The organism is Alcaligenes ammonioxydans (assembly GCF_019343455.1).
GTDB classification, from domain to species: Bacteria; Pseudomonadota; Gammaproteobacteria; order Burkholderiales; family Burkholderiaceae_B; genus Alcaligenes; species Alcaligenes ammonioxydans.
In genome coordinates this window covers 1,782,042-1,804,274 of record NZ_CP049362.1, presented here as the reverse complement: position 1 = coordinate 1,804,274, position 22,233 = coordinate 1,782,042, and the positions used below count along the sequence as shown (strand labels likewise).

Genomic DNA, 22,233 nt, shown 5'->3' with positions numbered 1-22,233 from the left:
CGCTAAGAAATACTCTGATCGTCATAAAAAACAACCCGCGTATAGCGGGCCTCAAAAGCATTGATTTTGGTAAGCACAGGGCCGGTACCGACGTCCGTCTCTAACACCCAAAGCCTGCCGTCAGCTTCTACGACAAGCCCAACATGGACACAGAGCCGTGCGCGCCAGCCGGTGGCGATGGCTCCAGGCTTGGGCTGCACTTCCTTGAACCCACCCTGCTCCCGCACTTCGCTGGCCGCCATGGTCAGGCCCGCTTTATCGTCCGGGTCTGTTTCCGAATAGCTGGGCAGCATGGGCCTGCCGAACAGCGAAGCTCTGGCCAACCTGACCAACCCCCAGCAGTCCAGCTCCGGAACGGTACGGCCAAACGGCTTGTACCGTGTACGCAGAAAGTCATCAATCGTCATAGCCATTGAATCCCCGGTGCCGTCTCTGCCGTATAACGCTCTCGCGGCCAGGCAGTATTGAGCAGGTCGTAGTAACTGGCCTCAGCAACAAACGCGCCGTTTTCAAACTGCCCGCTCAGCACAGTCATGACATACGGCCGCTCGGCCGGCGCCGTAATATCGCTGGCCAAGTACGTCCGGCTTGTCAGCGTCACCATCTGTCCGGATTCAAGCATCGCATCGACAATAGGCCGAATGCGGTCATTGGCCCCGGCAATAGCAAACCGCAAAGTCTGCTGGCCAGAGGCGTTACGCGACGGCAGCGACAACTCGACGGCCGCCGCTTCAAACAGCACCAGTTGGCCATCAACCCCCAGCATCCGATCCTCATACCCCTGAACGATCCGCACCGGGGTGACACCGGGCGCGGACACTTCCAGCGTATAAAGCAGCATCGCATCCATCGGAGCGCTGGCATACACAATTTCTAAAATACTCATGCTTCTGGCCACTCCCGATTAAGTGCAACATCGATGATGCTCGCCCCCAACACGAACTCGGGGAACTCGCCCCAACCGACCGGCATCAGAGGACGCTCCCATACCTCCAGCTCCGCAGAAAACTGCCAGCGATCCACGCCAAGCAGTACAGGCCCCCGGTACATGCTGGAAAAGCGGCACACCAGCACAGACATGCCCAGTGGCGTCAATCGCTTGATGTTGAACCACTCTGCCCCGTCTTTAATGGCGTCCCGAAACCAAGCCTCAAATAGCGCGGCTTCATTGGCCTTAAAGATCCAGGTAAAGGTCTGCATGCTGGGCACGGAGCTAAAACGACGGCGCTGTCGTGCCCGTCCATCAGCCATGGTCGTACGCTGGAACGGCTGAACATGGTTGGCTTGGTGGTCTGCCCGGAGTCCATTCGGGAGACCTGCAGGGAAGTCAATGTTGGTTTCTATCATCCCGGTTAACGTTCCTTTGCTATAACATCAACAGAGCCTTTTCTAATTACGGAGATACGCATGTCTGAAAAATCATTGGAAGAACGCATTAAAGAATTAGAAGACCAATCGAAAGGTCTCGAAATGGCAACGTACTTGCTTGTAAATGCCATTTGCGACGAAGGCAGAATTAGCATCGAAGGTGTGGCGTCAGCATTCAAAAAAATGTCTGAAGCAATGTCCGATACATACGGATTTGGGGGAACAGCTACCGGGCTACCATTTGAAAGGATCTCTGCACTGCTTGACGCCACAGCATCCTCTGTCAAAAAACACCAAGGCGAAAAATAACCAAACCCCAACTGCTCACCTTCCCTGCCTCCGCCAGCCCAACATAGATGATCCTGCCTCAGTAAACCTTCCGCCAGTGGCGACATCCTCAATCATCACATCAATAATCAGCTCTTTATCAGATCGCTGTTGTTCCACTTGCGTTCCTGGCGGAGCATTATGAACATTCACGACAACTGAAACGCCATTGCTTTCGTTTGTGGTGGTGTCCTTGTTGCTCACGACATGGCCACGGGTATTCGGCAACATGAACTGCTGACCGTTCGCCGCATTGAACACCTCAGGAGCCCCGTTTTCGTTGATGCGGTACATCTTGCCTGGCTGTGTGGGACCGCCGTATTGGCGGCCACTATAGCTAGCGCCACTGATTGCCGACACTACCGACATAACTTGAGGCGTCGTTGCCGCAACTGCCCCAAGGTTTGCTGGAAACGGAGCAGAGTTCCATGCCTTCGAGATTGCGCTGTAAGCATTGACCGTAGCATCTGCGATAGCAAAAGCCTTGGAAGCCGCAAACATCGCTTTATAGATCCCTGACTGCTCACCTTGAGACTGCTTCATCACGCCAGCCAAAGCGCCAAACGCATCGCTCGCCGAAGCCAACATCACATGATTTTTCGCCTGCTCAATCTGAGCCATTCGGTCTGCATGCTGCTTAGCCGCCTCTTGCTCCAGCTCATCATAGGATCGCTTTGTCTCGATCTGCAGTTCACGAGCTTGGCGTAAACGCTCCAACTGATCGTCATACCGCTTCTGCTCGGCTTCAGCCTCGGCCTCATACCGGGCATATTGATCATCAAAGGCACCTCCCGAAAGCGGTGAGGTGTCCCCCATGATGTACTGGTCTGCATCCTTAGGCTTCTCGCCGAACTTACCTCGTTGGCGCTCAGCTTCCTCCACACTCCACAGGGCGCGAGCAAGGGCCTCAGCAGCCAACACTTCATCTTCTGTGGCGGCGGGATTAAGCGCCATTTTCGCTTTGGCTGCTGCCAGCTCCTCGCCTTTTAAGCCAGCCAGATACAACGACGTCGCCAAATCGTCGATCACCTTCTTATTTTGTTGGGCGGCTTTCTCGGCATCGGATAGTGATTTTTTCTTTTTCTTGATGGATTCATCTAGCTTGGTTGTCGCCGTAACCGCCTTCTCAGTTGACTCACTGTACTGTTCCATCCAGTCATTTATGCTCGAATCGATGGCGTTGTCAGTCACTCGTTTCAGAGTTCGTTCGTATGCGCCAGCCCCGATTGCGGCATTATCCCAGCCGGATTTAAGTGCATCCGTAAGATCTATGAGGCTTTCCACCTCCTGCGCCCCGAAGGTGACTTTTGAGAACCCCTCCAACCCAACAGCCTGTAAAGGCTTGTTCAGCATGTCAGCCAAGGCGTTAACCGTGTCAGCCGTATCTCTCTTTACGATGTTCCAAGCGTTTTTAAAGAGCGTGGGGATGTTATGGGCCAATGCATCCCAGAGTGAGCCGATTGCGCCAGCCGCACCCCTTGATGCGGCCACCATGCTATCCACCTCTTTGGCGGTGGTTAGCGCCATCTGCGTGAACGATCTTTCTGCTGTCCCAGCCATATCTGGGAAGTGCCTCTTGAAAACAGCAGAAAGCTCCTCAACGCCGTCCACGACAAGGCTAATTGTGCCTTTTATGCCCTCAATTTCCTGAGCCAGAGAATCTAAGTCGGCTTCATCGATGGCTTTTGAGACTCGCTCAATGCTATCAGCCAAGCTATTCGACATATTTGTCGCACCGCTTAGCTCACCAACAAAGCGGGTTACAGAGTTTCTTAGCTCTGTCCAGGCCTGCGCAGCGGTTTTGACGCGAGTGTCAAATTGTTCGTTTACCGAATCGCCTGCGGCTTTCAGGGCCTTAATAAGCTCTCCTGCCGTAATCTTCCCGTCTTGCCCCAACTGGCGAAGCTGACCGATGCTAACGCCTAGACCAGTTGCAATTGCCTGCGCCAATGCAGGCGTCTGCTCCATTACTGAGTTCAATTCTTCGCCGCGCAATGTGCCGGAAGCTAAACCCTGACCGAACTGCGTGAGGGCAGCACTAGCCGCCTCTGCTGAGGCACCAGAAATTGCCACCGCTTTTGCCACAACATCCGTCACTTCTGCAACGTCATTTAGGCTCAGCCCTAAACGGCTAGCGTTCTGAGCGAATCGCTGATAAACCTGAGCGACAGTATCAATCTCTTGGCTGGTTGACTGCGATATGTTGAAAACCGCCTCTGTGGCCTGCGCAAGCTCTTTTGTCCCGTCAGTCACCAAACGCAGACGGTTTTGAAGCTGTGTCCACGCGTCGGCAGTGGCGATAATATCTTGTGCCAGCTTCACCAGCGCAGCCCCAGACAAGACCGGCAGAAGCCCTCTCAATGCCTGGGAAGCGGCTGAACTCGAGCGGCCCAAACCTTGCACGGCACCAGCCACTTTAGTCAGCCTCATTTCAGTCTGACGAGCTGACTTATCTGTTTTATTAAATCCTACACCTAGGGAATCGAGGCCTTTCAATACGGAGCCGAGCTCACCTATTAACTTCGCGGTTTCTGCCTCAACTGTGTAATAAATAGCTCCGACATTTTCGGACATTTCGATCTTCCATAAAAAAAGCCACCCGAAGGTGGCTAGTGCCAATTAACTGACGCAACTACATGGCTAGGCTCTCAAGCGCCCATTTTCCTGACTGACGATCGTATCGGACATTCGCCGAATACGTCGCCCTTAACATCGCGCCGAATGAATTCTGCGAATCCACATACCCAAGCACGGTAAACTTGCACTCGCCTAACTTAGTTACCTTGACATCAGAGAACGGCGGGAATTTCGCGGTAGCTGGAGCAACCAGCTTGGTCTTCACAAAATCCTGAGACATAACATAGGCCATTATCGTGTCACTACACCTAGACCTCTCTTGATCTCGCCTTTCATCAATAGCAGCCACATATCGGTCTGCTGCCGTCTCTTTCTCGCGCGGATCACCTATCCAAATAGTGCCAGCGACTAAAGAGAAAACAACCAGTGCAATTCCAATTAGAAATTGATGCTGTGGCTTAAACTTTGACGCGAACTTTGGAAATATTCGTGGCAGCAAAAGTACACCACAAACCAAGGTAATCAAGCCCCCAGGCCCTGTATTCGTGGCCATAGACGCCAGCCCGACCACAATCAGAGCAAGCCCGACCAAAGCACCTACCAATTGCCCTAAGCTGGAAACCAATCTACTCATCACCTATCTCCCTATATGCATGAGGAGATAATACCCAACGCCGAAAGCCCATACCAGGCAGAGTTAGCGCACCCCTTGATTATAAGTATCCATTCGGATACAATCCATCTCATGAACACGATCAACCGCACCGAAACATTCAGCACTTGGCTAACAGGGTTGAAAGACCTCAAGGCCAGGGCGAAGATCGTGGTTCGCATCAAACAAGCCGGTCAAGGCAATTTCGGAGACGTGAAGCCGATTAGCGATGGCGTCTGGGAAATGCGCATCCACTTCGGCCCTGGCTACCGCCTCTACTATGCCCGTGAAGGCCGTGTGGTGTATCTCCTACTTAGCGGCGGTGACAAGTCCACCCAAAAGCAGGACATTAAGACCGCCATCGCTATGTGGAAACAAATCCAGGAGGATCAGTCATGACCACCATCAAAACAGCCCCCTTCGACGCTGCCGAATACCTTGACAGCGAAGAAGCCATCGCCGAATACCTATCCGCTGCTTTGGAAGAAGACGATCCCGCCCTTTTCCTATCTGCACTTGCCGATGTAGTCAAAGCCAGAGGCATGACCAAGATGGCGAAAGACGCCGGCGTTGGTCGGGAGAGCCTATACAAAGCCCTCGCCCCTGGTGCAAAGCCTCGATATGACACGGTGCTGAAACTAGCTCGTGCTGCCGGGGTCAAGCTTACGGTGGAACCCCTTCACGCCTGACATTCGCTATCCCCGGGCCGCCAGCACGCGGTCATGCCAATCCAGCGCCTCTTCCATTTCTGCCTTGCTCGGTGCGCGCGCGCCGGGCGCATCGCTTTCCTGCGGCGGGAACTTCGCACGCAGCGCCCCCACTAACCCGGTCATGGTCATCTGCCAGGCATCCCGTTCAGAAACCCCAAGATGTGCCATTGCCATGGAAACGTGAGCACGGGCGTCGAACTCCTGCACGTACTCAGGCTCTTGCTCGGCTGGCCGGGGCAGTTCTGGCAACGAACCAGTAACGCCGTGCTTGAGCAGGCAGCGCGCCAGCACCACAACGGCATCCGGCCCCACCAGCCCTGGCTCGTAGGTAAGCTTTTCACCCTCGGCCGACACACAGCCAAACAGGTCAGACAAATCCTCATCTGAGCAAGCCAAAACAACCGCCAGCGCATCCACCAAACTTGGGGCCTCACCCATCACTGCGGCGAACAGCTCCACAATCTCCCGTGGCTCACCGAGTTGCGACATCGCGTAGAGCGACGGGCGCAGGAGATGCACCCGCTCGCCTACGTGGACGCCGACCTCACCGACATCCGTAAGGATCATCATGCAGTCACCGTAACGGCGCACTCTCCCTTCTTGGCGGAGTCAGCCGTGCTGGTTGCTGTGATCGTTGCGGTACCGGCGGCTACGGCGGTGACCATCCCGGTCCGGGAGACAGTTGCTGTGTCGGTATCCGAGGACGACCAAATAACACCTTGGGCCGCACCGGTGGGCGTGATCGCAGCGGCCAGTTGACGGGTTGCGCCTTCGGCAATGCTGGCAGTGGCTGGGGTAACCACCACAGTATCCACGGCTGGAGCGTCAGGATCTGGCGTATCTTCCACCATCAAGCCGAAGTCACTGGCCGTTGCACTGGCCTCAAACGAATAGGTAGCCACATCGTCATAAGGCGCAGAGCGCGACATATTCGTCACGATGGCAAAGAAGGTGAACGTCAGGTCTGGGAACGTCAGACGAATCCAGGCCACTGGCTCACCGCCCGTTGCTTCTGGCTTAATGACGTGCTTGGTCAGCGCGATCAAGGCAGCAGCACCGGTACCGGCTACTTTCAGCACGCCATCGCCAGATACGCTCAGGGTCTGGAACGTGGCTAGGTTCTCACGCAATGCGCCAATGGAGTCATCAGCCGTCGCATCGGTGGTTTCCCATTCGATAGTTAGCTCTTTGGCGCGCATGGCGCCCAAGCGTTTCCAGTCTGCCGCGGCGGGCATCACATCGCCACAACCAATGGCATATTCCAAAATGGCCACACGGCCAACAAATTTCTGATTCTTGCAGGTAGCCATCAGGCCCTCCTAAATAATGATCTCAAAATCAACCTGAGCCCACGCCCGGTTTTCTGTGGTGAACCCCGGGCCGACTGGCTCGGTAATTGCTCGGATACTGGCGGCACCGCATGGCACGGCATCGCCCATTGCGGCCTGTAGCAGCACCTCGGTGTCTGTCATGACCTTCTGCGCGTCGCTGCGGTCGTTGCGCTTACCCAGCAGCACCACGCGAAATCGTGGATAGCGGGTTTCAACAACGGGTCCAGCTCCGCCTGTTTGCTGGACGATGCAGTAGCGGCTGGCGGCATCCTCGGGTCTGGATGATTCGACCCATGAGAACATTGCCAAGTAATCTGCTGGCAGAGCCGCCACTACCCAGTTACGAACGTCGATCAAAAGCACGGTATGCGTTCCTTAAAATGCGCGGCACGTCAGCGGCGATCTGGTCGAAGCCTGCCGTCAAGAAGTGAGGTTCGCCGTTCGGGTCCCAGTACTGGCCCTGGCTTTTCCCTTCTCGGTCGGGCCGGTCTTGGCCTTTGAGCACGCCAGGCGCTGAATGGACAGCGGCGGCATACTCGGCGCTATAGCCGTTTCGGCCTGTCACCTTGTTGCCATCGGCTTTGATGTCCACGAAATGGCTGTTGATCAAGGTGCTGGTATCCACCGGCGTCATTGTGGCGGCAGCCGCGCCGCCTTGAGACAAGACCGCATATACGGCCGCCTCTGTCCGGCGCCCTTGGATCTCGGCCTGGAGCTTGCGCATGTTGTTCTTAACCTGCTTGATTCCCCGGACAGCCATCACGTCACCAGTAGAAAGTCAGGCTCTTCGTCGAAGAAGGACATATCCCAGCCGGTCACGGCCCGGATCTCCTGCCAGTCGGTAGAGCCATTGAGCAGAATCAGATCCAAGTAACGCGGTCGGTGGTCCTCGGTGTAGATTTGGTTCCGTGTCACGAACTCCGCCCCCAGCGAATCCCGCATCTGTTCTGACTTGGCTGCCCAGGTGCAGGCGATCTCGTATGGCTCACCGTATTTGCTGCCGCCCCACTCGTCCGTGCCGATGTAGGGCTTCACGGTGGCAGTGTTGGTATAGCTCCAGTTAGCTGTTTCGCTCATCAACGCCCCCCAGAATGACAGCCGCCCTTGGCAATCCACAAACCGCCATAGGCCTGAACAGTCGGATCAGGCGGAATCAGTCCGTTGGTGCAGCCATGTTTGTCCAGTCCACGCAGCAGCCCAAGCATCCCGCGCCACCGGTCGGCAAAGCCTTGATAGCGGAAGGAGCGGGACGCGCCGCTCGGTGCAGTTTGGCTGCTGATGTACTTATCACCCTGCCCGTAAGCCATGAGGGCCAACAGATAGGACTGAATCAGCAGCGCTACCGCTGGCGTGTAATGCTCCTCCAGGCATCCTTGGATGCTGTTTACCAGTTCAATCCAGGCGACCAAGATGAAATCAGGGACTTTGCTGATCCCTTGGCTGGCCAGATATTGCTGGGCTTGCTCTGCGGTGATCATGTAGCCCCCCAAAAAAAGAAAACCCGGCGCTTGGCCGGGTCAGTTGAGTGTTAGGGACGGCTGGATTTCATGCTCCAGCCGTTCGCGCCGCTTTCGCAACTCTGGGATGGCGCGTTTTCGCTCCAGCATCAAGCGGGAGCCGAAGGATGCCTTCACCTGAGTTTCCACTTCTTCGGCTACCAAAGCCTGAAGCTGCTGATAGAGATTCTGCGTTCGCTGATTCAGTGCATCACGCATGCGATAGAACTCTCGAATCAACCGCACTTTGAAGGCAACCACGTCGTCGCTGTTGCGCATGAGCGAGATCAGTAATGCGGCTTGCTGCTCATTGAGCATTGCGTATTCAGTTGGCGAGCCTCCGCCCTGGGGACGCTTTACCACACGCATTTCAAATGCCAGTGGCCCGAACTCCTGCAAAGTCGTAGCATGCTGGCGCACCAGCTGAATGACGCTCTTGTGTTTGGCTCGCATACCCTGAGCAATCACTAGACTGGATGCCAGCGGCTCACCACTGACGACAGAAACAAGCGGTTCAAATTGATTCATTTTTTAGATCCCAGAAAAGAAAAGGGCCGCCCGCAATAGGCAGCCCCGGACTTTTCAAAGCTCTTCCACCCTCTCGGGCTCGGCATCTACCGATTTAAGGTTGCTTGGAAGCGTCTGCCCGAATGATCGGACATAAAATAACCGCCTAGATGGCGGTTACTTGGCTTTCGTCTGCTTACTGCCCGCATCTGGCGTTGCTGGGGTCAGTTCCCCGGCCTTCTGCTGTGCTTCTTGCTTGATGCGCTCAGCTTCGGCGGTTGCTTCACTGATGATGCGATCAGCCTCGGCCTGAGCCTCCTGCTGAGCTTCGGCGACACGTTGCGCGAGCTCAGCTTGGGCTTGTTCGCGCATCGCATCGATTTCCGCCTGGGCTTGCTTCAGTAGATCGCCGGCCTCATCGGAGGCTGGCGCAACTTGAGTCAATGGGATGACGTTGGCCTTGAGAGATGGGTGTACCTTCTCCATCTCTACTACCTGACCAACGATTACCCCGTGCCAAGCACGAACGACTTGATATTTAGCCATCCCCATCTCCTTAGTCCAGGTCAGCGCCGTACAGCACGCCGGACTTACCGTCGCCGTCGCGCTTGATCTGCAAGCCCATGGCCGACATGATCTGGAAGTTGTGGTTGTCCTGCGGGCGCAGGCGCAACAGCGGCACGGTGCCGACGGCCATGCCGACCAGAGGGGAAACAACGTCTTGGCGGCGCTGGTAGGCGATGAACTCGTTGCCGGACAATGCAAACGTCTGGCGAATCGAGCGGGCAGGAATGAAGCTCTTGACCGCATCCAGAACGGAGCCAGCAACGGTGCCGCCACCAGTACCAAGTTGAATCAGGTACGGCTGCGACAGATTCGCCCAAATCTCGGGCGACACCCACAGCACGTCATAAACATCAACCTTGTTGGCACGGGCCGCCTGACCAAAAGCCCCCTTGGTGAAAAAGTCTATGATCTGCTGCTGAGTGGCTGTGCTCAGATCAATGCTCGCGCCGCCCGCCCCGCTGCCCAGATTCAGCTTCACCGTGTTGCGGTGGTTCTTCAGGCCCTGACCGGGCTTGCCATCCACGCGGATTCGCTCGGAGCCGCTCAGCACATAGCTGACGATACTCTTATAGAACTTGCGTAACTTAGCGGCCTGGGAGTCCAGCACCAGGTCAATCCCAGCGGTACGCAGGCCAGCATCATGGCGCCAGTTCACCCCGTAACCCGCAGTGAAGATTGGCACCGGGTCGCCGTCGTTATCGTATTCGGTGTGATCAAACGAGTACGGAGCCTGGCCGTCGATGCTGATCGACACATCATCAGCGATATCGCCAGCGATGTTGTACGACTTCACGGTCTTGCCAATGTCCAGCACCGTTTGCACGGCCAGCAGGTCATTGACGATTTCCATGCCGGTTTCTTGGTCACGGAAGGTGACGATCTGGCGGTCCACCTCCTGCCAAAATTCGCGGCCCAGGCCCGCCAGCGCGTTGGCCTGCAGCATTTCAGGCGTCATGACGGCGCGGTTGGCCTGGATCAGCGCAGCGTCTTGGTTGTTCCAGATATTGCGGTTGGCCTGCAGTGCCTGGAAATGGCCCAGCAGCCGGGGATTGGCCGCAATCGCGGCTTGAGTCAGAAACATGTCTTGTTCTCCTGTTTAGGGTGCTGGCGCAGCCACAGTGCCCACACGCATGCGTACGCGGATAAAGTCGGTCTGGCCGGAGGTGATCACCGCTTCATCCTGGCTGTAGCCGATCACGGTGTCGGTGTCGCTGGTGGCGATGGCACCCTGACCATTGGCGCCGACCTTGATGGGCGAGTCCTTCTTGTAGGTACCAGCCGGACACAGCACGGCCAGCTCGCGGCCTTCTTCAACGTAGTCACCCACGGCAGAATCGCCTGCAGGCACAACGTCACGAATGCCCAGACCTTGGTGATAGGCGCTGTTGATGACGTAGACCCGACCCACGGCTGCGACAGCCTGGGCAAACTTGTCATTGGCATCGATCACAGCGAACGTGCCAGGCAGCAGCGCAGCGGCAGCCACACGGGTTTCGGTGACGGACTTGCCGTCGATATTGATGCGGCGATAGCGGCTCATGGCTTACTCCTGCGGCAGTGCGGTGACATCAGCAGTCAGCGCGTTGCTATTGGCCTGGATGTGGCCGGCGCCCAGCGGCGCAGCAGTGCCCAGGGACTTGTGCATGGCGTCCAGGGCTTCGCCCGACAAGGCGTTGGCGACAATATCGCCATGCGCGGCCGCCACGGCTTTGCGCTTCTCGGCTTCTTCGGCCTTGGCATTGGCGGTCAGCTGATCGGCCAGTTCCTTGTGGTTGGCCTGCAGTGCCGTCACGGCATCGGAAACCGGCTTGATGGCGTCGGCCACGGCTTGGCCAATATTGGCAGTTACGGCTTTACTGATATCGCTGGTCAGCTCGGCCTTTTCTTCGGGAGTCAGAGGCATTTCGCCCTCCTTGTTGTTGACTGCAGGCCGGGCCTGCGGGGTAAAAATCTTCTGCGCGCCTTTCTTGATGCTATTGGCGACTACTGCCACCCAAGACTCTTGGCGCACGACAGCCGCGCCGGTGTCGTCAAAGACGATCTTCCCGGCCTCGGTCTTGTATCCGTAAACCTCAGCGGCGCCGCCATTGCGAACGATGATGGCTTGGCTGTCCGTGAAGTCGGCAACCCAGGCATATTCGTCAGTGCCTTGAGCAAATCGCTCTTTGGCAGCTCGGTCCAGGCGTTGCTCGCGCTCCCGGAAGGATTCGCCCACCAACGCGCCAGAATTGGCCTGCAAGGGCTTGGCTTGATCCGCATTGACCATGAGACCAACGCCCTGCTCCGGCGTGGCCGCCCCCACCTCATCCATCAAGATGGCGTCATGGTCCATGCTCTTGATCTTGGCAACCCACTCCGCGCCGGCCGCTTTCTGTTCTTCGTTCGCCTCCAGGCGATCCAGAAACACTGCCACGCTGGTGTGGATCGGCGGCACATCATCGCCACGCTCAAGGGCTTCCACGCGCTCAAGCAAGGCTCGGCCTTCCTCGGTGCGCTGTGCAACCTCTACATCCACCCACTTTTCAAGGTAGACGCGGTTGCCGGATTTCTTTACGTTGCGGTTGAACGCGCCCACATGGCCGACATTGATGCCCTCGGGACTGAATGCCGACACGAACTGACCATCCACTTGCGGATGGCCCAGCGGTGCTAGCGTTCCTTCCAGCCCCTGATAGTGGGCATCGATCTCGCTGGCCGGGTACAAGCCGCCGTTCATGACCACGTTGGCAGGCAGCGTGTAGCTGGGCAGAACCCAATGCTCTCGTCCGTTGTGAGTGATCTTACGAATCTGCCGGCTGTTGACCTGCGTGGTCACATTGACCTGCATCGGCCCGCTATTCTGTGTCTGACCAGGCATAGCCTCGTTTCTCCATATTGGTTTTTGCTTGTTGCGCACGTTGAATGATCGAAGGCACAACAGGTTTCCCATCGTCATCGACCATCACGCTCACTGTCGTGCACTTGCAGTTGACTGAGTTTCCGTCTTGACTCCACCAGTCCTGCACCTGGTCCCGCGTGAATAGCTTTCCGTGCCGGGCCGCATGGGTGGCCCGCGTTGTGGGGCTCAGTGCTGACAAGTGGAGCTCTTTGGTTTGCAGGCCGTAGTCCTGCTCGGCATCGCTGGCCTCGTCCCACTTGGCACGCCTGAGCGCTGTGGTGATTTCAGTGCGTGCAACCCGATGCGCCCGCCGTGTCTCGATACCGGCCTGGGCGGTCAGGTTCTTCGCTACCTCTCGGGGATTCAGGCCGCGCCCTATCCCCTCAGTCAGCACCCGAGTCATGTTTGACTTCACGTCGCCGACAACGCCCTTCATTTCTTCGGCTACCCGAGCACTAAGCAATGCCATACGGCGGCGATGCGGCTCACTGCGTAGAATCTCTTGCAATGAGATGCGCCCGCCCCTGTACGCTGCGGACTGCTGAGACAGGTTGGCGAACACCTGGGCCGTGCCACGTGTAGCGGCTACTTCCACGTACCGGTCAAAGAGCCAGATATTCTCATCGCCCCCTTCCAGTAGGATCTCAGCAACGATGGCATCCAGCCTGGCCAGCAAGGTGCGCAGCAAATACGTGTCGAGTCGGAACTGGTAGCGCCGGTTAACCACTGGCTCTACTGGTATCTCGTCTAGCGCAGCACAGTAAGCCTTCGCTACCTTCTTGATGCGCACATTCAAGTCGCGCATTGCACGCCGCTCCAGCGCATCTACGCCAGCAGGGTCACGCAGGTCACGGGGTAGGATCGGGGGTTTTGGTTTCGTCGCCATCCTCGTCCTTATCGTCGCCTTCCTCTAACGGCTCGCTGTCTTTAGGGTCAAAGCCACCAGCAACCCGTATCTCGTCGTTGCTGAACACTTCCTCGCCCGTCGCCAAAGCGGTCTGGTTGATCGTGCTCATTTTGGCGGCGTTATCCAGCCGCTCGGCAAAGGTCTGCTCTGTGAGGTCATCCCACATCACTGTCTTTTCGCCCGTGGCATCAAGCACGCCAATGCGCACCAAGTGGTCAACCAGATCCTCGATCTCAAAAGACAGATCCATGCGGCGTGACTGGCAGCGCGCATAGAAAAACTTCAGGTCTTCGGTGCTGGCGCGTTCGCCCTGTTGATTGCCGACCAGTACGCGGCTTGGAATATCCAGGCCGGCTGAAATGGTCTGCAGGTTGATGTTGTAGGTTGGCCCTGGGTCTGGGACCGCTGAGACCAACGGGGTTACCGTCGCTCCCTGCGTCGGCAGCAGCACATCGTTGCCCCGGTTCACCTCTTTTGCGACCTCATTGAATCGCTCCTGCAGCTCATTAACCGAAACGCCGTACATTGAGGCGAGATTATTAAAGTCGATCTCTTTGTCGAAATTGACGTTGAGCTGGCGGGCTGCATTCTTTAAGAACGACTCACCCGAACCGCCCTCCACCTTTTCCAGTGAAACGAAGTTGTTATAGACAGGCTCAAGAAAACCGATGGCGTCACCTGCGTAATCGCCCAAGATGAACACGCGGTCAGGGTGAATCTTGATGTTCCGCCCAGGCTGTCCGTTTGTGCTCTGTTCTACATAGCTCCAGAATTTGGGCTTGCCGTAATCCTCTGACGACAGATCGGTATCCCACTCTGATACTCGTAGCGTTGCGGCCCACACCGGCACCACATCGACAAGGGCCTTGGAGCCGCCCTTGACTGGTTCATGCCATTTGCCGCTGTCCTTGACTCGCAAAACAAGACCCGAGTACCGGCCCACCAAGCGCCGGGCATCAGCCTCACGAAACCGACGCCACAACCGGGCCGTCAGAACTCGCTTTGTTTTCTTTTCCCAGTCCGTCTCTTTGCGCGACTCATCCTCTTCGTCACCCTCAATTACCCAAGGGTTCGTTTTCCAACAAGTCCCGGACAGCTTCTCTACTGCACCACTGGCCAGCCCGTTGCGGCGATACAGCTTATAAAAGTCGTGAAAGTCCAGGTTTTGCTTAAAGCCGTACTCACACCAGGCTGCAGCCCGCTTATCATCCAGCCCCATATCCAAGGGATTGAGCAGATTCATGCGGGCACGCGCCAACGCGGCAACATGCATGGCATGGTTCACCGCCAGTTGTAGATTGCTTGCCGTCATGTCGTAATCCGCTTAAGTATCCCGTTCATGCCTTCGCTGAAATAGCCCAGGCGCTCCGGATGGCTGACCAGATCAACACTGGACAGATCAGGATCACGCCACAACCTCTTTTCATGCACAGGCGACCGATCAGCCGCCAATTGCCGCGCACAGGACATGCAGCGCGCACGGATAACCAGCGAAACGCTGCCGTCTCGCGCTGAAACATTGAAAATTGCCATTTATCTGCCTTGAAGTAGGCGCTTTGGAATCATCAAACCCATGGCCTGCGTGCCGCCCAGCTCAGTCAGCGCCCAGACCATGGCGTCAAGCCGGTCGGGCGATTTCTTGGCCGTTGCTGGCACATATTCCATAAGTTGGTTTTCAAGCAGGTACAGAGCGCCTTTGTGTGCGACCCGGCCCTGCTCGTAGAGTGCAGAGATAGGCTCAGCTCGGGCGAACTTGCCTTTACTGGCATGGACTCGCACGATGCGGCCCTTGAACCCAGCATTCCTCAGCGTGGACTCTGCCATGTCGCCGCCCTGGTTTGTCTCGATAACAATGGCGTCAGCATTGTGCTGCTCGTATGCACCGATGGCCTTCTGCGCCCAGCCGTTCGGGCTGTACTTGCCGCTGTAGTCGCCATCTACCGAGTACTGGCGGTTGTCGCCCGATCCGTAAGAGCTGGCCGCCACAATGCCGGTCTCGTCGCTTTCGTCGCTCGCAGTCGTGGCCGGGTCAACAGCCACCACGGTGCGTATCAGCTCATGTCGAATCTGTAGCGCGTGGGCCGCTGCAATCAGGGCCTCAGTCCACAGCGCCCCCTCGGCGTTAAACCGGCGCGGACGCTGCATGTACTGCGCCTCTGCGGTTCGCCGGTGAGAAAACAGCGCGGTCCGGTGCGATTCGTTGTGCTTGAAAGGCCAGAGCCAGCCATCAGGCAGGCCGTGGTCAATCGGGATGCCGTGTGTATTCTCTTCCGGGTACGGTAGGCTGTTGTCAATGATCACCGGTAGATTCAGGTGATGCCATTTCTCCCCAGACCCGCCACGCAGCAAATAGCCGCTCAGGTCCTGGTAGTGAATCCGCTGCATGATCACGATCATCGGCGTGGTTTCAATCGCCAGCCGGGATTTGATCGTTTCGTTGAATCGGTCGTTAATGCCGCCGCGCACGGTATCGCTGTATGCATCATCAGGCTTGACCGGATCGTCAATGATCAACGCTCCCTGCCAGCCTGGCTCCATATGCCCGGCCCGAAAGCCAGTGACCTGACCGGCAGCAGACGACGCATATACGCCACCGCCATGCTCAGTCCACCACATGGCCTTACTGTCGGCATCGTCGCGCAGCACCATGGGCCACATGCCTTGATAAGCCTGCGACTTAACAATGCCCCGCGCTGTACTTGAGTTCAGTAGCGCCAGATTGTGCGAGTAAGACAGGTGCATGAAACGGGCGCGATTATTCAGCGCCAGGCCGCGCCCGATCATGTTAATCGTCGCCAGCTCGGTCTTTGTATATCCAGGTGGGACATTAATGATCAAGCGGGTAATCTCACCAGACACCACACGATCTAGCGTTTGCTGGATCACCTTGTGGTGCGGGGCCACGATCATCTTTCCACCGGTGCGCTGCTTGAAGAAGTACCGGGCAAAGAAAAGTCCCTCGTCCTGACAACGGACCTTTGCTACTTGGCGCAGAACATCAGGCTCAACATCAGTACTCATCTTCAAGTGCTGAGACGGCGGCAGCGACTGATTTTTCATCGACCACCACCGTTCTATGTTCCATGGGCTTTCCGCCTGGCCCGCTCAGCTCCCGCTTGTTGGTGAACATGCCGCCCATCTCCTTGGCAGCCTGCTCCATCAAGGAAGCAGCCAGGACAATATTCTTACGGCGCATCGCCTCGTTCGCCATACGGTGAAGCTGACGTAGGCGGAAGGCCTGGTCAGCAATTGGGATCTCTGCCACTTCCCGTCGGAATCGAGTGCGGGTCTCATCGAAAAGGTCCCGCCATTTCTTTGCCAGCGTCTTTCCCATAGTTTTCGTCGGGTCGTAGCTGGCCGCCTGTTGGCGCGTTATTTCGATACCAAACTCTTCTTTGACAGCTTCCGCCACCTGTGAGGGCGTGTCGTAGCAAGCAAGCGCTTGCACAATGAAGCGCTGCACCGCCTCATTAAGCTTTGCCATAATGTGGAATCCGTATGGTGCAAGTAGGGTTGTTTAGTAAAATCAGACAGTTAAACTCAAGGTAACCAAACCATGTGCAATGAACCTAAAAACCAGCCGAAGATATGGCCATCTGTATTTCTCTTCATCGTTTTTGCAGCGCTTATACTTTTGGGTGCAATTTATATTTTTTGCGAGCATGCAACTGGGATAAGCCTTCTTCTTGTAATTTGTGCCTCCCTATTAGGCACCGTGATGGGGATGATCAACTTGCTTCTTGATCATCAAAAACTCGAAATCAAAGGCCTCTCGCTTGCCCCACTGACTCTACAGTCGATCCTGTACTTGGGTTACAGAATAATCACCGGAATGGCTCTCGCGGTAGCTGTCGCTACCGTGTTAAAACAGAACGACGTAACTGAGAGTGCGATTTACCTTTCCGCTTTTTTTGCCTCCTATGTGTTTGATGTCAGCAAACTTCTCTATCCAAAGTGAGAAAATTCAAGCCACCCTCAAACAGGCACCGCATGCGTGTGCGATATTGGCTCTTGCCACCGATGGGCCTGCCTTGGCTACATCAATCAGCCGCTGCACATCTTGAGATGCGCCGTAGCGCTGGACGACCCCAATGAACTCTTCCACGTCGTGACCGACCATGCGGAGCTTGGGGAATCCTTCTTTATCAAACTTGGGTGAGCCGAACTCATCCATCTGCTGGCCAATGTGCATCAACTCATGCTCGACCAGGGCGCAGAACTCGACGTCGCTGCACTGAGAGCAGTAATCGGCTGCCAGGGTGATGATGAACTGCGGGACGTAGCCGAACCATTCGCGCATCTGTTGCTCTTGGCGGGCTTTCTGCCACCCGCCTGTGCGGAACATCACTTGCTCACACTGCCCCAGAACCGAGCGGCCTTGCTTTGTGAAAGCTGTTGATGCCCACAGAAAGCACAGATCAGCGTCAATTAGGTGGAAGTGGTCGGGATTATGGATGGGGCCATCGTCTGCCAGAATGTTTCGCTGCACCCATTCGCCGATCTCTGGCGCGGGACGAAGCGTAAGAAATAGCTGTGCGTCCTCACCAACCAACTCAGCAGGCGGGCATGGTCTCGCTGGCAGGGGCATTTCTTTCATCCATATAAAAACCGCCCGGAGGCGGTCAATGTCAATCTGTTACTGCCATCCCAGGAGGACGGCTTGGTTTAAATCTATTGGTTTCTGGAATCTCAATATCAGGCAAGGCTGGCATTTGAACCCAACCCTGACTCCCGTTTAACCACCATATGGTCCCATCATCCGCCAATGCAGCAATCCCATCAGAGTGTGGGCAAATTTGAACTGCCTTTCGTTGCTTCATAAATGGCCTCTGTCGGTATAACTTGTAAATTAGAATTATCTACTGAGCCCACAATTAAATCAAAGAGAGATCTTGTTAGGCGGCATATATATTCGACCAAATTAGATAGAAACAAAATGTAGTGATAAGTTGGGCTTTCCATTACCAAAGGAGATCCTTCCATGAAGAAGCCGGGAGAAATAGCCACTAAGTCTGGGCAATACGAGATTCGCGGACCAAGAGGCGGGAAGACAGGAGAAGAAAGAACTGTCGTCAAGGGGGAGCCATTACCGCCCACCCCAAAATCAGGGCAAAAGTACGTCCTTGCAGACCCCACCAAGAACAAGAGCGGGAAAGGCTAATAACAGACGAAAAGGATTAAGTATGAAATACAGAGTTCCATTTGTGTACGAGGGGCAGGAACGGCATGTGGATGTCAGCAGGCCGGAAGACGCATTCGAGCCAGCAATTCTAGAAATCATTGCGGAGCATATTAAGTTCACGCCAATAATTCCTGATCAGGCCGAGGGTCGGCCCGCTCCTTTATATACAGAACTACTACAAGAGCAGCTTGGCAGGAAGCTAACTATCATGAAAGCCCAGCTCATTTCAAACGACCATTGAACCGATAATCTCTTAGGCTGTTAGAAAAACCCGCCGATCTTTCGATGGGCGGGCTTGATTCAAAACCTACAGGCACAGTTGTGCTCACTGGTATTCTTGCAGTTTCCCTTGCAGTTTTCCAGCCGGTAATCTTGCAGTTTTGGCAGCCAAGTATAAGTGGCTGAAGTTGCGCCTGATTTTTCAACCCGGATCTGCCCTGACTTGCTCAACTCAACCAACACTTGTCGTACCCCTTCCCTAACCGCTCCACGGCGTGAATCACTGATGCTCTTCGCTTGAGTGACGTGTCGAACGATTTGCGCCATCCTAAATCCTAGCCCCGGATACGCCGCCAGCAGATCAATCACCTCCGACGCATACTTCAAAGCAATATCTCCTTTTCTACCTTAGCCCTGAATCCTTCCAGGTGCCGTTTGTAATCCTCGTCCCGCAAAATGGCTCCCGTAATCTGGCGAATCCACCGACGAGCTACCACCAGGCGCTCAGATGCCGATAGATTGCCAAAGTGCGAGTTCTTGCGGGTGTACTCAGCCTGCACCACCATGGCCTGATAAAGCGGCAGGCGCTGGTACAGAGCGTCCACAGCCTGGGCGTGGTCTTGGTTGATCGGGCGGTAATCGTCCTCCCAGGGCACATACCGCTCCATGTTCCCGACCGTTTCCCCGGACCAGCACCAGCGGGCCCAGTTCCAAAGCAAATCATCGCCGCTCAGTTTTTGCATGGTTGCCCTCCCCGAATAACGCTTTAAGTCCTTCCCGCGCCCGCTCCCTTTTCGCCTCGGGCTGCCGCTCCTGGTGCTCTTTCCGCTTCCGGCGCACGAAATCAACATGCTTCGATGGGTCTTGGTACATCCAGCTTGGGTATGACATATCAGACCTCCCGCACCGAAATGCCGTGGACCTGGAGCATGAGCTTGCGCTTTACGATGTAGTCCCGCGTGCGCATGCCCTTGGTGTCCTCGATTACCTGCTGACCGGTGCGGACGTCCGTATACCGGAAGTCAGCCACATATTCACAGGCCCGCTCCGGCTTACCGTCGTCGCGGCGCTGCTTGGGGATCAGCTCGAAACGGGGCTGCAGCTCCAGGTCGGTTATCTGCCCTGCCCGCTCCAGAAATTTGAGCTCGCCATATCGGCAGGCCTCCCGTTTCGAGTCAAAGGTGTGGCCGTCCAGCGTGACCTTGCGGTTTCCGTACTTGCGCTTCATGCCTGCAGCCTCCGCGGTGAGCTGGGAGCCAATGCCTCCTGCATTTCTCTGTCGCTGAGCTGCTGGAACCCGATGCGTTGCGTTTCGGAGCCGTTCTGCAGCACCAGCTTGGCGCGCACAGCATCACCGATCAGCACCGGCGGCTCTACCGGCTGGCCGGCCTGGCTGTTCTGCGCTTCAGAAATACCCGGTAGCCAACGGGGGTATTCCAGGCTGGGGCGCGTGGCATAGCCTCGGTAGCGGTTCTCGAACTCACGCGCCACGAACGGCCACTCGTCTTCTTTTTTCGTCCCCAGGGCGATCCAGCCGCCCATATCCTGCAGAACCAGCAGAATGATCGGGTCGTCAAATGTCACGCTGCGGTATGTGCCGACGGTACGCACGGCTTTATCCACTTTTGCCCAGGCCACCAAGGCGCTATCCTGAGTCGAGCCACGCAACAGCTTCACAATGTCCGAAGGCTTCGGCACATACTGGCCGTTGTCCGGGTTCACGCAATGCCGGTTTATGGCTTCGTTCACGGCTGGGTAATCAAAGGGTTTCATGGCCTCCCACCAGACGTTCAACGCAAAGCGCGATGTGTCCCTGTGGTAGAAGGCATAGACGTCGGCCATAAGGCCAAAGAACTGCTGTTTTTCAGTGTCGTGCATCTCAGGACTCCAAAGCGGCTAGACGGGCAATTTCTCGGTTTCGGGCTTCTAAGGCCTCCTGGCGATTCAAGGCTCCGGACTGCGCTGAGAGCCCTTGTCCGGCGTTGCTTTCCTTGATGCCAAAAAGCCCAGTCCAACCACGCTCAATGCTCTGCTCGATGGCGGCTATGGGGTCCTGCCCAGCGGCATGTAGCTTGCCAAGTGTTCGCAGGGAAAGCCGCTTGGCTGCCTCCGTCCAAGCCTTACCGGATTTTTCTTTTCGGAATTCATCCCACATCGACCACGCATCAGAATCCAGCCAATCGGGCAAAACCAAGGCGTCAGCCTTTGATGGTTTATGACGGTTACTTGATGGTTCTATGGTGGTTATATGCGGGTGCAACCCGTTGCACCCTTTCATGTCGTCGTTTGCACCCTTTGTGTCGTCAGATGCGCCCTTTATGTCGTGAATTGCGCCCTTTTCAGGTGAATTAATGGGCGCAAAATCTGCGCCGTTTTTTCCATCAGAAATGGGTGCAATTTCTGCACCGTTTTCTTGGCCCGGCACTTCGCCACCTTTAATCCAATCGAGGTTGATTCGATACTCGCGGGACTGGCCACGTCCACCATGACCGCTATTGACCAGAATCAGCCAGCCAGACTCCTCCATCCTGCGCAGTTGATACTGGACCGTGCGGCGCGATTGCCGCGTCTTTATCATCAGATGCTCAATGGACGGGAAAACCTTGGCCCCATCGTCATCAGCGTGATCGGCCAGCGCCAGGGCGAGAATCATCTCACCGCCACCGACCGGGTACCGTTCAAATACGGCCGTCATTACCTTGACGCTCATACAAACTCCTTATCCCGCACTGGGCGCCAAGCAGTGAATGCACGCTCCCAGATCGCTTTCTTCTCATCGCGAGTAAACCGTCGTCCTTGGTCCAGCTCTGCGTGGCAGGCATAACAGCCTGGGACGGTGTAAAAATCAGGGGCTTTCAGTCCGCCTGCCTTGTCGTACTCCAGCCAGTTGGGATGGCACGGGACCACAGTCGGGTCATCGGGATAGCTGCGACACAGTCCGGGAATCTGCAAATAACAGGGGTGACCACGCACGGCATTACGCAGCTTGGCGTCGTGCCGCCCGACTCGTGTCTTAGGCGCCCGCTTCTTCCAGGCCGTAGCTTTCATCGGCTTATAAGTGCGCAGCGGTCCGCTGGCACGCAGGGTACTGTTCCAGGCTCTCATGAGAACTCCACTCCATACTCTTGGGCGGCATGAGCCTGAACACGCTCGCAATACTCCGAAAACTGCGAGACTGTCATATCGGTAGTGGAGAGTCGGCGGGTAACTACCTCGCCATCAGGCAACGTGATGTCCTCGCAGACTCCGAACATCCTGCCATACAGTTCGTGCCAGGACTCTTTGCTGAACTGGTGCCCGCCTACCCAGGCCTGCTCAGCGATCGGAGTAATCACCGCGACCCAGTAGTAGCGATTCTGGACGCTGCGACGCTTTGCCTCTGCTTGAGTCACGATGACCTTGAGCGGCTTATCGTTGTCGATCGCGGCACGCGCATTCGCCCGCACCAATGCCACAAGATTGTTCCAACTCAATCCATCCCGAAGCGTGAACTCCCGATAAATCAAACGCAT

General features: G+C 56.2%; 33 protein-coding genes. 5 read left to right on the top strand and 28 right to left on the bottom strand.

Annotation, left to right across the window (positions count from 1 at the left end; translation table 11 throughout):
- Positions 1–2: 2 nt before the first annotated feature.
- The 3 genes from FE795_RS08310 to FE795_RS08300 are packed head-to-tail and all read right to left on the bottom strand — an operon-like array spanning position 3 to position 1,347.
- Positions 3–413 carry a hypothetical protein gene (locus FE795_RS08310; protein ID WP_219236064.1) on the bottom strand — a complete coding sequence of 137 codons (411 nt, stop codon included), beginning with the start codon at positions 411–413 and terminating at the stop codon, positions 3–5.
- Entirely contained in the window at positions 404–886 is a 483-nt protein-coding gene (locus FE795_RS08305) for a DUF1833 family protein (protein WP_219236063.1), read from the bottom strand. The genes FE795_RS08310 and FE795_RS08305 overlap by 10 nt, the downstream gene beginning before the upstream one ends.
- Entirely contained in the window at positions 883–1,347 is a 465-nt protein-coding gene (locus FE795_RS08300; RefSeq protein WP_219236061.1) for a hypothetical protein, read from the bottom strand. The genes FE795_RS08305 and FE795_RS08300 overlap by 4 nt, the downstream gene beginning before the upstream one ends.
- A 60-nt stretch (positions 1,348–1,407) precedes the next feature.
- Between FE795_RS08300 and FE795_RS08295 the strand changes: the two genes are divergently transcribed.
- Entirely contained in the window at positions 1,408–1,677 is a 270-nt protein-coding gene (locus tag FE795_RS08295; RefSeq protein ID WP_125277533.1) for a hypothetical protein, read from the top strand.
- A gap of 15 nt (positions 1,678–1,692) precedes the next feature.
- Here FE795_RS08295 and FE795_RS08290 read toward each other — a convergent pair whose 3' ends face one another.
- Positions 1,693–4,269, bottom strand: a complete 2,577-nt coding sequence (locus tag FE795_RS08290) for a tape measure protein (protein WP_219236060.1) — start codon at positions 4,267–4,269, stop codon at positions 1,693–1,695.
- A gap of 58 nt (positions 4,270–4,327) precedes the next feature.
- Positions 4,328–4,906, bottom strand: coding sequence for a hypothetical protein (locus tag FE795_RS08285; protein WP_131071735.1), 579 nt, complete (start codon positions 4,904–4,906; stop codon positions 4,328–4,330).
- A 111-nt stretch (positions 4,907–5,017) separates the two neighbouring features.
- Here FE795_RS08285 and FE795_RS08280 point away from each other — a divergent pair, with 111 nt between their 5' ends.
- Positions 5,018–5,323: a type II toxin-antitoxin system RelE/ParE family toxin gene (locus FE795_RS08280; protein WP_003800206.1), complete on the top strand. Its 306-nt coding sequence runs from the start codon at positions 5,018–5,020 to the stop codon at positions 5,321–5,323.
- Positions 5,320–5,613, top strand: a complete 294-nt coding sequence (locus FE795_RS08275; protein ID WP_003800207.1) for an addiction module antidote protein — start codon at positions 5,320–5,322, stop codon at positions 5,611–5,613. The genes FE795_RS08280 and FE795_RS08275 overlap by 4 nt, the downstream gene beginning before the upstream one ends.
- A 6-nt stretch (positions 5,614–5,619) precedes the next feature.
- Here the strand turns inward: FE795_RS08275 and FE795_RS08270 are convergent, their stop codons facing one another.
- The 16 genes from FE795_RS08270 to FE795_RS08195 form a co-directional block, all read right to left on the bottom strand.
- The gene (locus FE795_RS08270; RefSeq protein ID WP_219236058.1) at positions 5,620–6,204 is read right to left on the bottom strand and encodes a DUF6246 family protein; all 585 of its coding nucleotides are present in this window, start codon (positions 6,202–6,204) and stop codon (positions 5,620–5,622) included.
- Positions 6,201–6,944, bottom strand: coding sequence for an Ig-like domain-containing protein (locus FE795_RS08265; RefSeq protein WP_219236055.1), 744 nt, complete (start codon positions 6,942–6,944; stop codon positions 6,201–6,203). The genes FE795_RS08270 and FE795_RS08265 overlap by 4 nt, the downstream gene beginning before the upstream one ends.
- A gap of 9 nt (positions 6,945–6,953) precedes the next feature.
- Entirely contained in the window at positions 6,954–7,328 is a 375-nt protein-coding gene (locus tag FE795_RS08260; RefSeq protein ID WP_219236053.1) for a phage tail termination protein, read from the bottom strand.
- On the bottom strand, positions 7,306–7,689 hold the full coding sequence (locus FE795_RS08255; protein WP_219236052.1) for a hypothetical protein: 384 nt from the start codon (positions 7,687–7,689) through the stop codon (positions 7,306–7,308). Before FE795_RS08255 ends, FE795_RS08260 begins: the two co-directional genes overlap by 23 nt.
- A 35-nt stretch (positions 7,690–7,724) precedes the next feature.
- A complete protein-coding gene (locus FE795_RS08250; RefSeq protein ID WP_219236050.1) occupies positions 7,725–8,042 on the bottom strand; it encodes a hypothetical protein in 318 nt (105 codons plus the stop codon).
- Positions 8,042–8,443 (bottom strand): DUF7370 family protein, encoded by a 402-nt coding sequence (locus FE795_RS08245; protein WP_219236048.1) that lies wholly within the window; start codon positions 8,441–8,443, stop codon positions 8,042–8,044. Before FE795_RS08245 ends, FE795_RS08250 begins: the two co-directional genes overlap by 1 nt.
- Before the next feature lie 39 nt (positions 8,444–8,482).
- On the bottom strand, positions 8,483–8,989 hold the full coding sequence (locus FE795_RS08240) for a Rha family transcriptional regulator (RefSeq protein ID WP_219236046.1): 507 nt from the start codon (positions 8,987–8,989) through the stop codon (positions 8,483–8,485).
- Positions 8,990–9,145: 156 nt separating this feature from the next.
- Positions 9,146–9,514, bottom strand: coding sequence for a hypothetical protein (locus FE795_RS08235; RefSeq protein ID WP_219236044.1), 369 nt, complete (start codon positions 9,512–9,514; stop codon positions 9,146–9,148).
- Positions 9,515–9,524: 10 nt separating this feature from the next.
- Complete coding sequence (locus FE795_RS08230; RefSeq protein WP_219236043.1) at positions 9,525–10,616, bottom strand: major capsid protein; 1,092 nt, start codon at positions 10,614–10,616, stop codon at positions 9,525–9,527.
- Positions 10,617–10,631: 15 nt separating this feature from the next.
- Positions 10,632–11,075 (bottom strand): gp53 minor capsid family protein, encoded by a 444-nt coding sequence (locus FE795_RS08225; protein WP_219236042.1) that lies wholly within the window; start codon positions 11,073–11,075, stop codon positions 10,632–10,634.
- A 3-nt stretch (positions 11,076–11,078) separates the two neighbouring features.
- Positions 11,079–12,392, bottom strand: a complete 1,314-nt coding sequence (locus tag FE795_RS08220; RefSeq protein ID WP_219236041.1) for a hypothetical protein — start codon at positions 12,390–12,392, stop codon at positions 11,079–11,081.
- Entirely contained in the window at positions 12,370–13,299 is a 930-nt protein-coding gene (locus FE795_RS08215; protein ID WP_219236040.1) for a phage minor head protein, read from the bottom strand. Before FE795_RS08215 ends, FE795_RS08220 begins: the two co-directional genes overlap by 23 nt.
- Positions 13,262–14,632 (bottom strand): anti-CBASS protein Acb1 family protein, encoded by a 1,371-nt coding sequence (locus FE795_RS08210; protein WP_219236039.1) that lies wholly within the window; start codon positions 14,630–14,632, stop codon positions 13,262–13,264. The genes FE795_RS08215 and FE795_RS08210 overlap by 38 nt, the downstream gene beginning before the upstream one ends.
- A complete protein-coding gene (locus FE795_RS08205; RefSeq protein WP_219236038.1) occupies positions 14,629–14,853 on the bottom strand; it encodes a hypothetical protein in 225 nt (74 codons plus the stop codon). Before FE795_RS08205 ends, FE795_RS08210 begins: the two co-directional genes overlap by 4 nt.
- Complete coding sequence (locus FE795_RS08200) at positions 14,854–16,341, bottom strand: phage terminase large subunit family protein (protein ID WP_219236037.1); 1,488 nt, start codon at positions 16,339–16,341, stop codon at positions 14,854–14,856.
- Complete coding sequence (locus FE795_RS08195; protein WP_219236035.1) at positions 16,331–16,804, bottom strand: DUF2280 domain-containing protein; 474 nt, start codon at positions 16,802–16,804, stop codon at positions 16,331–16,333. Before FE795_RS08195 ends, FE795_RS08200 begins: the two co-directional genes overlap by 11 nt.
- A gap of 72 nt (positions 16,805–16,876) precedes the next feature.
- On the opposite strand from FE795_RS08195, the gene FE795_RS08190 reads away from it, so the two are divergent.
- Positions 16,877–17,278 (top strand): hypothetical protein, encoded by a 402-nt coding sequence (locus FE795_RS08190; RefSeq protein WP_219236034.1) that lies wholly within the window; start codon positions 16,877–16,879, stop codon positions 17,276–17,278.
- Between the two features lie 6 nt (positions 17,279–17,284).
- Here FE795_RS08190 and FE795_RS08185 read toward each other — a convergent pair whose 3' ends face one another.
- Entirely contained in the window at positions 17,285–17,917 is a 633-nt protein-coding gene (locus FE795_RS08185) for a putative metallopeptidase (protein WP_219236033.1), read from the bottom strand.
- 586 nt (positions 17,918–18,503) lie between these two features.
- Here FE795_RS08185 and FE795_RS08180 point away from each other — a divergent pair.
- Positions 18,504–18,743, top strand: a complete 240-nt coding sequence (locus FE795_RS08180) for a hypothetical protein (RefSeq protein WP_219236032.1) — start codon at positions 18,504–18,506, stop codon at positions 18,741–18,743.
- Positions 18,744–19,104: 361 nt separating this feature from the next.
- Here the strand turns inward: FE795_RS08180 and FE795_RS08175 are convergent, their stop codons facing one another.
- From FE795_RS08175 to FE795_RS08150, 6 genes are all read right to left on the bottom strand, one after another.
- Entirely contained in the window at positions 19,105–19,464 is a 360-nt protein-coding gene (locus FE795_RS08175) for a hypothetical protein (protein ID WP_219236031.1), read from the bottom strand.
- A gap of 149 nt (positions 19,465–19,613) precedes the next feature.
- Positions 19,614–19,949 carry a DUF1064 domain-containing protein gene (locus tag FE795_RS08170; protein ID WP_219236030.1) on the bottom strand — a complete coding sequence of 112 codons (336 nt, stop codon included), beginning with the start codon at positions 19,947–19,949 and terminating at the stop codon, positions 19,614–19,616.
- Positions 19,946–20,599, bottom strand: a complete 654-nt coding sequence (locus FE795_RS08165; RefSeq protein WP_219236029.1) for a DUF6475 domain-containing protein — start codon at positions 20,597–20,599, stop codon at positions 19,946–19,948. The genes FE795_RS08170 and FE795_RS08165 overlap by 4 nt, the downstream gene beginning before the upstream one ends.
- 1 nt (position 20,600) lies before the next feature.
- Entirely contained in the window at positions 20,601–21,431 is an 831-nt protein-coding gene (locus FE795_RS08160) for a helix-turn-helix domain-containing protein (protein WP_219236028.1), read from the bottom strand.
- Positions 21,428–21,826 (bottom strand): nuclease domain-containing protein, encoded by a 399-nt coding sequence (locus FE795_RS08155; protein WP_219236026.1) that lies wholly within the window; start codon positions 21,824–21,826, stop codon positions 21,428–21,430. The genes FE795_RS08160 and FE795_RS08155 overlap by 4 nt, the downstream gene beginning before the upstream one ends.
- Positions 21,823–22,194 (bottom strand): recombination protein NinB, encoded by a 372-nt coding sequence (locus FE795_RS08150; protein WP_230406298.1) that lies wholly within the window; start codon positions 22,192–22,194, stop codon positions 21,823–21,825. Before FE795_RS08150 ends, FE795_RS08155 begins: the two co-directional genes overlap by 4 nt.
- Between the last annotated feature and the right edge of the window lie 39 nt (positions 22,195–22,233).